Genomic DNA, 11,674 nt, shown 5'->3' with positions numbered 1-11,674 from the left:
TTCAAAATAATCTTAAATCACATATTTTGTTCTAATAAAATAAATCATACTACTTTTATTAAATAGCAGGTTTTTTTCGACAAAACTTCTAATTAAGGAACAAAAAAAGTACATGGAAAACATATTTCTATTGGGATTAGTGAGTTTAATGTTCAAGATTATATTCGTTTAGCCTAAGCTTTACGTAGGGGTCTTATTCAATAATTTACTTCCAGTTATTTCGGGATAAAATCATTATGTACAATAGTAGTAATGTAGTGTTTGATAAAGCAAAAAGAGATTTAGATCTAAACCTAAATCTCTTTTTTATATCTTTATATAGGAATCTATTCCAATAATGATGACCTATAAAATTATTCTTTTTTCAGTTTGAGCATCAAAATAATGAGCTTTCTCCATATTCAACATAAGGTCTATCTTTGATTGGTTTTGCACATCTGTTGAGGAGTCAACGCGTGCAACGAAGGATTGACCAGCATTTTTCGAATAGAGATAAGTTTCTGATCCCATTAATTCTGATACTTCAATATTGACGGTTACTTTCGTTTGATAAGATAAGTCTAAAGGTGTTTGACCATTATAGAAGTCTTCTGGGCGTATACCTAAGATAATTTCTTTATTCATATATCCGTTATTTCTAAAGAACTCCAGCTTCTCTTCTGGCACCTGAAGATTCCAATCGCCAACTATAAAAGCACTTTCTGTTAATGTTCCTTTGAAAAAATTCATTCCAGGAGAGCCAATAAAACCTCCTACAAATACGTTTGCAGGTTTATCATAAACTTCTTTAGGTGTACCCACTTGTTGGATGATGCCGTCCTTAAGCACAACAATACGAGAAGCCATCGTCATCGCTTCGATTTGGTCATGGGTAACATATATAGTTGTTGTTTGCAACTGATGGTGCAATTTCGAAATTTCAGCACGCATTTGAACACGTAGCTTTGCATCTAGGTTTGACAACGGCTCATCCATTAAAAAAACTTTTGCATTCCGAACAATCGCACGTCCTAATGCCACACGCTGACGTTGTCCACCGGAAAGTGCTTTAGGTTTTCGCTCTAAATATTGCTCAAGCCCAAGGATTTCCGCTGCATGTTTTACACGTTCTTCAATTTCTTTTTTGCTATACTTTCTAAGTTTTAAACCGAATGCCATATTATCGAATACCGTCATATGTGGATAAAGAGCGTAATTTTGGAAGACCATTGCGATATCTCGATCTTTAGGTGCAACATCATTCATACGCTTTCCATCAATATAAAAGTCCCCATCTGTAATCTCTTCAAGACCTGCAATCATACGTAATGTCGTCGATTTTCCACATCCTGAAGGTCCTACAAAAACGATAAATTCTCCATCATTCACTTCTAGGTTAAAATCTTTTACGATTGTTGTATCATTATCATATTTTTTATAAATATGTTCGAATAATAGCTGAGCCATCATTGCCTCCTAATATTGTGATTTTCAAGTGAAGATTAGCTCATTACCATAATGTTGGGTTGATTTCCGTTCCGGCTGGGCGCTTTCCTGGGGGCGTCCGATGAGCCGCTTCACTCGCGTTGCTCGCTGCAGGGTCTCATCTGTGACGCTGATCCCCATGGAGTCGCCCAGCCTCCACTCCAATCAACTTATAGACATTGCATATGTTTTAACAATTTTGATTCCTAATTATTGGGTGATGTGCTTAAAAATTGACGTTATCTACAATACTTATCTCTAAGCGCTAATGCATGTTTAATCGATTGCTCAGCACCTTGAATTTGTTTTTCGATTAGCTCTTCTAAATGTTCTTCAGGAGGATAGTAATAATTTTCTGGCTCGATCACATTTCGATCAAATGGAGGATTCTCCACTTTAAACGCCCCTTCTCCTACTTCAAAAATACCTCCTGTACCTTTTTCCCTTTTAAATCGAGCTACATAAGGGTAGCACATTTCAATATTAATTCTTGTTAACGGGGAATGCTCCATCATAATTTTAAAGATTTCGTCTAAATCGATATTTCCTTGTCCTGCCGGAACACCGCACACTTTATAACCATCTTTTGCTTCGATGATAATGTGATCTTTAAAGTGGGTTGTATACGTATACGGAGCAAGCTTTCTTGCTGCTTCCACCGGGTCTTCCCATGCCATCATTGAATTTCCAAAATCACAATGTGCTCCTACCCAATAGCTGTTTACTTCATTTACAATTTGTATAATTTCGTCAGCTATTTCTTCCTCATGGTTTTCAACAGCTAATTTAATGCGATATTTTTTTAGAAGTGGCACAACTTTTTTTATATTGTTTGGTGCTTGATCTAGTAATTCTTTATCATATTTCCCTGGACAGCAATACGTCCGAATCACATCTGCTCCAATTTTATGTGCTACTTCAATTACCTCTGATAAATGCCCCGGTTCTGTTCCTCTTGCGTCAATCTCTGCGTATAATCCATACTTTTCAATTTCTTTACGCACCTTCTCTAAATGATCAGGTTCAGCACCGCCAAGAGCACCCCACTTAGGATGTAAAAATTTATCGCCGGGATAAGCAATGACATTAATCATTACCCCATCCAAACCGTGTTCCGCTGTTTTTCTAATGAAATCAAAAATATCCATTCGACCATTTTGAAAAAGTAAATGATAGGTTTCCGTTTCTAATCCTAATTTCATCCTTTTCACCTTCTGTGTATCAATATTGTCATTGTTTTTTTGTGCTATAAAATCTTTTGAATATCTTTAACACTATCTATAATATAGTCTGCTTTTCCTTCTAGATCTTCCTTACTGCATGCACCAGAAAGAACCCCGGCTACTTCAATATGGCAGTTTCGTGCAAATCGAATGTCTGTTAACGTGTCACCTACCATTAAAACTTCTTCATCATTCAGTAAGAATTTATCTTTAAAAAAATGATAACATTCACTATTAGGTTTAGGTTTATTGATTCCATCCTCTGCACTTAAAAAATCTATATACTCATATAAATTAGTCATTTTAAGCGAATGAATAGCTGCATCAACATCGTCTGCTGTCACAATACCGATAATATAATCATGATCTTTTAAATACTTTAATGTTTCTTGAGCACCTTTTACTTCTGTAAATACGAGGTCATCTGATGTAGAATGCTTTTTGAATGATGCACAAACATCATGTACAAATTCCCCTTTTTTAATATTATTCCCTCCCAATAATGAATACCATGCTGCTGCAATAAAAGAATTCGTTTGACTAGCAAGTAAACTCGTACTCTCAAAATCATTATTGTCCATTCCTATAATTTGCATATATTCATCTCGTCTGTTCTTTTCATTCGGAAACTTTTGAAATATATCATGAAGCACACAATCAACGATTTTGTACCAAACAGTATCGAGCTGTATTAATGTTCCATCCTTATCGAAAATGATTCCCTTCTTCATCTTCTTCGCCTCCTAAAACATATAGCCTATTATTCTCTTTCTATAAGACCAATTCACAAAATAATGAAGGTACTTCTTTCATTCAAAAGAGAAGTACCTCCATTTCTCTTCGAATAGTTTATTATTTCTTTTTAACTTTATCTAATTCTTCCTGAGCAATTTTCGCTGCTTCATCTAATGCTTCCTTAGCAGAGATTCCTTCGATTTCTACTTTATCTTTCGCTATATCTAATGCATCATAAATTTTGCCACCTGTTGGATCGATAAATGGCGAAACTCCATATTTATTCGCTTGCTCTAACGGAACTAACGCCTGTGGTTGTTTTTTTACGAAATCTGCATAGGGCTTATAATCAGTGACATTGTTTTGAACAGGGATATAGCCTGTTTCCATCGACCATTCTGCTGTTTTCTCAGTACTTGTCGCAAATTTCATAAACTCATATGCACCTTGTGCTACTTCTGGATCGGTATTTCTAGTTAATGTTAAAAAATAAGCTTCTAATTTAGGTGCTGGCTTATGGTCACCCCAGCCTGGTTGTGGAACTGCTCCAAATGTAGCCAGTCTTTCGGCCTCATCCATTCCCTCACCTAACGATTTATAGACAAAACCTTGGTCACCAGATGAACCTGTATATCCTAATGTTTTACCTTCAACAAAATCAATAATTGTGTTATCCCAATATTCCCATCCAGTACCACCTGTATGAATGTTCATGATTTTATCTTCATGAAGCCACTTACGGTATTTCTCCCATACCTTTACCCATGTTTCATCGTTAATTAAAACTGTTTTTCCGTCTTCACTTAATACGTTTCCTCCAGCACTTCGAACCGAATCAATTAAGTTTGTCGTACCCCAAATCGGCATCCAACCTGCGTATCTAACGTTTCCATTTTCATCACGTTTTGATACTTTTTCGGCTACCTTTTCTATTCCTTCCCACGTCTTTAAGTCATCTGTAGTAAAACCATTTTCCTCTAATACTTTTTTATTATAATAAAGAATTTGAGTTGTACCGTATAGAGGAATTCCATAAAATTTCCCATCAACTGTTGCTTGACTAACAAAGCCTTTACCATAATCGTCTATTTTTAATTCTTTATCATTGTTGATAAATTTATCGATTGGGACAACTAGCTCTTTGTTAATATAGTTTTGAATAACGTCTGACCCTAGTAAAGCAATGGCTTCTTGATTGTTTGCCGCAAATCCACTTTGAAGCTTTTGATAAGACTCATCATAGTTACCTGCTTTTGTCGTTTTTACAACGTACTTGTCCTGACTTTGATTGAAATCCATCACAATTTTATCTAAACGATCAGCAAGTGATCCCCCAACTCCGTTAATGAATGGGACAACAATTTTATCCCCTTCTTTTGTTACCTTAACTACATTTCCTTCTCCTCCAGAGCAACCTGCAAGAACACTAACAAATAATGATAAAACCATAAAAAGCGTTAATAATTTCTTCATCATGAAATGCCTCCTTTTAAATTAGTTAACCCTTTATTCCAGAATCAGAAACACCTGAGAGGAACCATTTTTGTAATACTAAAAATACAAGTAAGAGTGGTACTGTAGCGATTGTACTTGCAACCATAATGTGTGACCAATCCCTACCTAATGAGCTATTAATGAAAAAATCAGCAACCCCGTTAGTGATCAATTTTTTATCGTTATCTTTTAATACTAGCGCTGGCCAAATATAGTTATTATAGTTTTCGACAAATGTCACTAAACCTAGTGTCACAAATGATGAGCGTGTCATCGGGAAGACAATCTTCCAAAGAATCTTCCAATCACTTGCCCCATCTATCTTGGCTGCTTCTACGATTTCATGACCAACTTTAAGGAACGCTTGTCTTAAATAAAAAATCCCAAATACACTAACTGATAAAGAAATAATGTATCCAAAATGGTTATTTAACAATCCCATTTTTGCTAACATCACATACACAGGAACATACGATACAGCACCTGGAATCATATATGTTGCCATGACAACGCCAAACGTAAATTCTTTCCCTTTAAATTTATAAAATGCCAACATATAAGCAAAAAGCGCTGATGAAATAAGAACATAGATTGTAATAATAAAAGAAGTATAGAAACTGTTAAATATATACGTGTGAAAAGGAATGACTCCTAATACTTCTTGATAATTTTCCCAATGGAATTCTTTTGGCCAAAAACCACCTTGTAGTACTTCACTGGATGTTTTAAACGAACTAAGGACCATCCAAATAAAAGGAAAGACAAACAAGATACTCGATATAGCTAAAAAGAGATGCTTTGTAATAATCGGTGTCTTTTTTTGATTACTCATGTCTTAATAATTCACCCACTTGTCACCTATTATTTTGTTTATAAATGATAATAGAATAGTAATTATTAATATGATAAACGCGATGGCTGTCGCGGATCCCATATCAAATTGTTCAAACGCTTGTTGGAAGAATAAATAGAGTAGTGTTCTTGTCGAACCACTCGGTCCACCTTGTGTTAAGATTTTAATTTGATCATATGCTTGCAGCGATACAATCGTATTCACAACAATTAAGAAAAAAGTTGTTGGTGAAACCATCGGAAGTGTTACGTTTCGAAACTTCTGCCATGCATTTGCTCCATCAATACTTGCCGCTTCGTATAAGCTATCAGGTACTTTCTCGAGCGCTCCAATATAGAAAATCATTGTCCATCCAACTAGTTTCCAAACCGTTACAATAATGACTGCTAGCATTGCGGTTTCACTGCTCTTAAGCCAATCCAATCCAGGTATCCCTACCAAGCCTAGTACCTTATTGATAACACCTAATTTCGGTTCATAAAGAAGTGACCATACAATCGATACAGCTACTGTTGGTGTTACCCATGGCGAAAAAATCATCAATTTGTAAATGGCAGAGCCTCTGAAATTTTTTCTAAAGAACAAAGCAAAACCTAATCCCAATACAATCGTTGGAATAACTGTCCCAAATCCAAAATAAAGAGTGTTTAGCAATGCCTGCTTAAACGATGACTGGGTAAACAAATTGAAATAGTTATCTAAACCAACAAAATGAAAACCATTTGTCATGAAATCCCAGTCTGTAAAACTAATACCTAAACTAAACAAATTCGGAATAATCCAAAAGAGTGTAAGAGGTATTCCAACCGGTAATAAAAAGAACGCAGCCTTTGAAAATTTTATTTGCATTCATGTCACCTCCTGATTCACATTGTAAAGCCAAATTATTAATCAGATGTTGTATTTTTATTAACAAGTTGTAAAAATAAACATATAAACAAAGTAAAACAACATAAAAACCAATACATTTTCATAAAAAAACTATTTCTCGTTGGCATTGAGAAATAGTTTAATTTATTATTAGGTGTAGTTTTATTAAAAAGTTAAATTCAATTAGCAATATTAACCTTGCTACGCGGTTATTTAATAATACAGATTAAATTCTTATCAAAAGTTTGATTATTTATATAACCTTTGTTGCACTACCGTATCAGTTGTGAGGTTAATCGAAAAATTTAGAGTCTCTAATTATTTCTTCGGTAGGAGTCAGTGTCGCTTCGGCAATACTCTTGTTACTGTTGGTTAAGTATTTCTTGATCAAGTTGTAACCAATAGTATAACCTGCATTCTCTGATAAACCAACTGGACTGTACCCTTGTTTCTTTGCAACCTCATCACCAAACATATAAGCTGAAACTTCTCCAAAACCTTTAGTCTTTCTTCCTTCTTTTATCACTTCGATTGAGTACTCCAGCTCTTCTTTATCAAAATCTTTAATCCAAGGTCCTATCAATTCTTTCCCATACATTTCTTCAGCAAAACATTCAGCTAAACCTTCCAACACTAAATATTCTTCTACAGTCACGTCACCATGATTAAATGGTTCAAATGTAAAACGAACATTATGATTAAGCTCGTGAGCTAAAGCGGATTTTAATCGTTTCTTATTAAAATCATTAGGAACAACCATTAGCAAAATATATCCCGGTATTCCACCAAAACCTGAATATCCTTTATTTACTTTCATTTCTTGACTATCTTCATCCCCTAAAAGAATATTTACGCCGATTTCTTCTAGTGGAATAGAATAGCCTATCTTTTCAAATTCATCAATTCCCTTTGAGATTACTTCCTGATATTCATCAAAAATTCTAGATTCTATAAGCTCTGGCAGATTATCCTTAACTTGTTGAATAGATTTTCTTGGAGTCCAAATCCCTAACATCTCTGATGCCATAACAACATCGTATCCATTAGGTTGCGCTGCTTTTAACGGTACGTTTAAATAATCCCACATTGTTTTCATCGGTTGCATCAATTCATATCGGAATGAATTCTCATTAACATTTCCTAATAAACACTTTTCATAGAAATCTAAGCTATTGATTAAATTGATTCTTACTTTTTCCATGTTACCTCCCCCCTTATCTAAAAGCTTAATCCTTTACGCAACGTCAATGTAAAGCTTTTAATGTTTTATTTGCTATCAGGTATGTTGCCCATTTCAACTGATTGTAGCGTAGGGCTCTCGAGTGCTCCAGTCGCTTTGCTTTCGTCGCATATCAAAGCTTCCCGCGAGAAAGCGGGACATGAGCATGTTATGAAAAAAGAATGATCAAAACATGCTCTTATTTAACTCTGCACCCTTGTCGATTCTAGTAATCTCTTGAATAAGAAAGGATTTCTCTCACAAAAAATTTTATGGTATGATGTTCAGGTTGTGTATCTACTATGTGACACATTTACATTCATCTAAGAAAAGAGGTATTTATGCACACCACAAAATTATCCAAGCGACATTGGTTGCTCATCTTAACACTTACTTTATTAACATTTGTTCTCGGGACAAGCGAATTTGTTATTGTCGGAATTTTAACAGATATTTCTTCAAGCCTACATATGACAAATGCAAAAGCAGGCACACTCGTTTCTGCGTTTGCTATTACGTTTGCTATCGCCACACCACTAGTGATGTCAGCAACAAGTCATTTTCCAAAGCGTAAATGGATGTTGTTTTTGATTGGATCTTTCATCGTCCTGAATGCTTTGTGCGTAATTTCGACGAGCTACATCCTGCTCCTTGCCCTTCGAATTATGACAGCGATTGTAACAGGGGTATTAATCTCCCTAGCCATGATTGTTGCAAGTGAAACCATGCCGATTAAAAAACGCGGACTTGCTATATCATTCGTTTTTGGTGGATTCACACTTGCAAATGTCGTTGGAGTGCCAATTGGAATTGTAATCGCCGAATGGTACGGCTGGAATGCCACTTTCATGTTAACCACTTTCCTAGGAATTTTGGCGTTTTTGGCCTCCTTTTTTGTCTTACCTAATAATCTCAGCCAAGTACGAAGTTCGATACGTGATCAGTTTTCTTTAATGACCAAGCCTCGAATTTTGATGGCTTTTTTCATTCCTGCTCTCGGATTTGGCGCAACTTATGCCGTCTTTACTTACCTTGTCCCTATCTTAAAGGGAATGGGAGCTCCAAATAATTCAATTAGTTTAATCTTATTTGGTTATGGATTTATCTCGATTTTCAGCAACATCCTTGCCGGTAAAATTGCCAGCCACAATCCAATCGGTCGCCTTCGGTTTGTTTTTCTAGTGCAAGCAGCTGTTCTGACAAGTTTATTTTGGACAACAAATCATTTTATTTTAGGACTGATAAACATTGGCTTCATGTCGTTAATGGCTATCCTCTTAACAACATCTACTCAGCTATATTTAATCGACCTCGCAGGAATTTATCAGCCAAATGCTACAGGACTCGCCGCTTCACTCATGCCAGTGGCAAGCAACGTAGGCATCGCTTTTGGTTCTGCATTAGGAGGAATTGTATACCATCAAGGGAATTTAATGAATGTAACATGGGTCGGTGGAATAGTTGCAGTCTGTGCAAGTCTATTAACTTTCTTTAGTCATCTTTTAGACCAAAAACAAAAGAAATCAGCCTAAAAATGAAATGAACAATTATTCATGAGTGAAATTTATTCTACAACGAGGGTCTTACTCAGTATACTTTCTTACTTAAAAGAAGAAACAGTTGCCTGAAATGTGACTTACTTAAATGCAACAAATACTTTAATAGAAATACAAATCAAACAGGCACATTCGCTTCATACGAATGTGCCTGTTTTAAAAAACCGCTCTTACTTGAGAAAAAGTTTCCCGGCCTGATTTATCATTTTCCTTCTATACGGTTATTATTTCTACACCTTTAGCTGCAAAAATACTTTGCCATTCTGTATCGAGTTTAGCATTCGTAAATAATGTATCAATATCAGCAAAACTCCCACTTTTATAAAACTTCATTAAGTTGAATTTAGATTCATCTACCATCATGACAACTTGTCTTGCATTTTTCTTTAAGCGGTTAAATATTTGAGCGTCCTCAATATACGTACATGTCAATTCCTTTTCTAATGAAATTCCATCACAAGAAGCAAACAATTTATTAACCGTAAAATGATCAAGGAAGTTTAATGTCATATCACCAGACAATGCTAATGAATTTGTATTTAACATTCCACCAGCTACTATAAGTTTGCAGTCAAATGACTCATACTGTTCCTTTAACTCAATAATTTTATTAGCAGCAGGTATGGAGTTTGTCAAAATGGTTATGTTTTTTTTGTCATATATATAGTCCAATATTTGCAGCGTAGTTGTTCCAACTTCAATGGCAATAATATCATTATCCTCTACCAATTTACTTGCTGCTATTGCTATTCTTCGTTTTTCATCAATGTTTTCATTGCGACGTTTATTAAAAAATAATTCCACGGTATGATCGTTTTTCTTTAAAGCCCCACCATGTATTTTCGTCAACTTACCTTCTTTATGCAACAAATCTAAATCTCTTCTGATGGTTTCTGTCGTTACATTTAACACTTTTGCTAAATCATTGACCATCACACGATTGTATTGATCTAGTTCATCTAGTATGTATTTTCTTCGCTCAAATTGTGTATAAGACTTCATAATAAACACCTCTTTGTATTCCACAAATATATTTTCCAAAATATGTACTCTTATTCCAACCTACTTTTTCAATCAAGAACAAACTTCATTACAGATCCTTTGTTATATTGTAATTAAGTTACCAAGCAAATGGAAGTTTTCCTATTAAGACTTAACGTTTTAAACATTCCATTTACATTTCAAAGTTATATGTATTACTATTTATTTTCTTTAAGTGAAGTCTGAGAAAAGTTGACACCATTTTTTTCGAACTAAATTAAACTGAATCTTGATATCTCTACATCAAGATAGTTAACATTCTGTAATGAAGGTCGCCTTTATAACCTTATTAGCTTGCTCCCTTACTCTAAATATAATAATCATATCAACTTCACCTTTTCAAATGTAAAGTTGACTAAATTAAACAATAAAAGAGCCGCATAAAAATACGGCTCTCAGTAAAACATATTTCTTTGATAAGAAAAAGGCTGCTCTAGTAACATAGAACTTCATTTTCATTAGCTTATCCTTATCTTTCCTGACTTAGGTTATTAATGACTGTATTTTGCTAGGACAGGGATATGTTTTGTTAGTTTCTTATATATGTTGAAAACTACTTGTACTATTGGCTCCAATTTTTTGGAGAACTTTAAAATGAAGAAACTTGCCCCAAATGACAAAAGGGCTCCGCCAATCACGTCCGCTGGATAATGAACGCCGACGTAGATACGCGAAATTCCTACTAAGATGGCCCATACTAATACCGGATACTTCCACGAGTCTTTTCGTAAAAGTAACGTCCATGCTAGAGCGAATACTAATACTGAATGATCACTTACAAAAGAAGAATCATTAGCATGTGGTACTAACTGATGAACATTATATGTTATGAATGGTCGTGGATGATAGTAGACAAAGTGAATGAGTGCATTTAGACCCAATCCAAGTAAAACTGTAAAGACAATATAGATAGCAGTATATTGTTTTTCCGTTCTTTTTTCTTTGTTTGCAGTAAACCATAAAAATAACATGAATAAGATTACGACATAAGGAACGCTATCAGTGATGAAAATCATCGCTTTATCTAGAAAAGGATAGCGACCAGCTATATCATTAATCCATTGAAATATTCCATAATTCATTTTGTAAATCTCCTTGCTTTTAATTTCTTAGTTAACATAGTTCCTCAATTTATTTTTAAATAAGCAAGTATTGTCTTCTCGTGAGCTCAACGATATCGTGTTCAAACATAGCAATATAAATCAAGTAATTCCAGTTG

The 11,674-nt window shown here is 34.8% G+C and carries 10 protein-coding genes; 1 reads left to right on the top strand and 9 read right to left on the bottom strand.

From position 1 onward, the window contains the following. Positions 1-345: 345 nt before the first annotated feature. The 7 genes from ACQKNC_RS06625 to ACQKNC_RS06595 form a co-directional block, all read right to left on the bottom strand. On the bottom strand, positions 346-1,446 hold the full coding sequence (locus ACQKNC_RS06625; protein ID WP_427424061.1) for an ABC transporter ATP-binding protein: 1,101 nt from the start codon (positions 1,444-1,446) through the stop codon (positions 346-348). Between the two features lie 257 nt (positions 1,447-1,703). Further along, a complete protein-coding gene (locus ACQKNC_RS06620; protein WP_427424060.1) occupies positions 1,704-2,666 on the bottom strand; it encodes a sugar phosphate isomerase/epimerase family protein in 963 nt (320 codons plus the stop codon). Between the two features lie 44 nt (positions 2,667-2,710). Continuing rightward, complete coding sequence (locus ACQKNC_RS06615; RefSeq protein ID WP_427424059.1) at positions 2,711-3,418, bottom strand: HAD family hydrolase; 708 nt, start codon at positions 3,416-3,418, stop codon at positions 2,711-2,713. A 121-nt stretch (positions 3,419-3,539) separates the two neighbouring features. Next, entirely contained in the window at positions 3,540-4,895 is a 1,356-nt protein-coding gene (locus tag ACQKNC_RS06610; RefSeq protein WP_427424333.1) for an ABC transporter substrate-binding protein, read from the bottom strand. Positions 4,896-4,920: 25 nt separating this feature from the next. Continuing rightward, on the bottom strand, positions 4,921-5,748 hold the full coding sequence (locus ACQKNC_RS06605) for a carbohydrate ABC transporter permease (RefSeq protein ID WP_427424058.1): 828 nt from the start codon (positions 5,746-5,748) through the stop codon (positions 4,921-4,923). A 3-nt stretch (positions 5,749-5,751) separates the two neighbouring features. Then, on the bottom strand, positions 5,752-6,618 hold the full coding sequence (locus tag ACQKNC_RS06600) for a carbohydrate ABC transporter permease (RefSeq protein WP_427424057.1): 867 nt from the start codon (positions 6,616-6,618) through the stop codon (positions 5,752-5,754). 313 nt (positions 6,619-6,931) lie between these two features. Next, positions 6,932-7,840: a DUF2268 domain-containing protein gene (locus ACQKNC_RS06595; RefSeq protein WP_427424056.1), complete on the bottom strand. Its 909-nt coding sequence runs from the start codon at positions 7,838-7,840 to the stop codon at positions 6,932-6,934. 359 nt (positions 7,841-8,199) lie between these two features. On the opposite strand from ACQKNC_RS06595, the gene ACQKNC_RS06590 reads away from it, so the two are divergent. Next, positions 8,200-9,390 (top strand): MFS transporter, encoded by a 1,191-nt coding sequence (locus ACQKNC_RS06590; RefSeq protein WP_427424055.1) that lies wholly within the window; start codon positions 8,200-8,202, stop codon positions 9,388-9,390. A gap of 237 nt (positions 9,391-9,627) precedes the next feature. On the opposite strand, the gene ACQKNC_RS06585 is transcribed toward ACQKNC_RS06590, so the two are convergent. Together ACQKNC_RS06585 and ACQKNC_RS06580 are read right to left on the bottom strand one after the other, a co-directional pair. Then, positions 9,628-10,416 carry a DeoR/GlpR family DNA-binding transcription regulator gene (locus ACQKNC_RS06585; protein WP_427424054.1) on the bottom strand — a complete coding sequence of 263 codons (789 nt, stop codon included), beginning with the start codon at positions 10,414-10,416 and terminating at the stop codon, positions 9,628-9,630. 530 nt (positions 10,417-10,946) lie between these two features. Further along, a complete protein-coding gene (locus ACQKNC_RS06580; protein ID WP_427424053.1) occupies positions 10,947-11,537 on the bottom strand; it encodes an undecaprenyl-diphosphatase in 591 nt (196 codons plus the stop codon). Positions 11,538-11,674 lie beyond the last annotated feature (137 nt).

The organism is Lysinibacillus sp. NPDC094177 (assembly GCF_050279145.1).
Classification (GTDB): domain Bacteria; phylum Bacillota; class Bacilli; order Bacillales_A; family Planococcaceae; genus Lysinibacillus.
Note: the sequence above shows the minus strand (reverse complement) of the source record. Positions and strands in the feature narration are given on the sequence as shown.

Bases quoted from the DNA above. Each gene is read 5' to 3' on its own strand.
- ACQKNC_RS06625 (WP_427424061.1), bottom strand. From the start codon at position 1,446: ATGGCTCAGCTATTATTCGAACATATTTATAAAAAATATGATAATGAT.
- ACQKNC_RS06620 (WP_427424060.1), bottom strand. From the start codon at position 2,666: ATGAAATTAGGATTAGAAACGGAAACCTATCATTTACTTTTTCAAAAT.
- ACQKNC_RS06615 (WP_427424059.1), bottom strand. From the start codon at position 3,418: ATGAAGAAGGGAATCATTTTCGATAAGGATGGAACATTAATACAGCTC.
- ACQKNC_RS06610 (WP_427424333.1), bottom strand. From the start codon at position 4,895: ATGAAGAAATTATTAACGCTTTTTATGGTTTTATCATTATTTGTTAGT.
- ACQKNC_RS06605 (WP_427424058.1), bottom strand. From the start codon at position 5,748: ATGAGTAATCAAAAAAAGACACCGATTATTACAAAGCATCTCTTTTTA.
- ACQKNC_RS06600 (WP_427424057.1), bottom strand. From the start codon at position 6,618: ATGCAAATAAAATTTTCAAAGGCTGCGTTCTTTTTATTACCGGTTGGA.
- ACQKNC_RS06595 (WP_427424056.1), bottom strand. From the start codon at position 7,840: ATGGAAAAAGTAAGAATCAATTTAATCAATAGCTTAGATTTCTATGAA.
- ACQKNC_RS06590 (WP_427424055.1), top strand. From the start codon at position 8,200: ATGCACACCACAAAATTATCCAAGCGACATTGGTTGCTCATCTTAACA.
- ACQKNC_RS06585 (WP_427424054.1), bottom strand. From the start codon at position 10,416: ATGAAGTCTTATACACAATTTGAGCGAAGAAAATACATACTAGATGAA.
- ACQKNC_RS06580 (WP_427424053.1), bottom strand. From the start codon at position 11,537: ATGAATTATGGAATATTTCAATGGATTAATGATATAGCTGGTCGCTAT.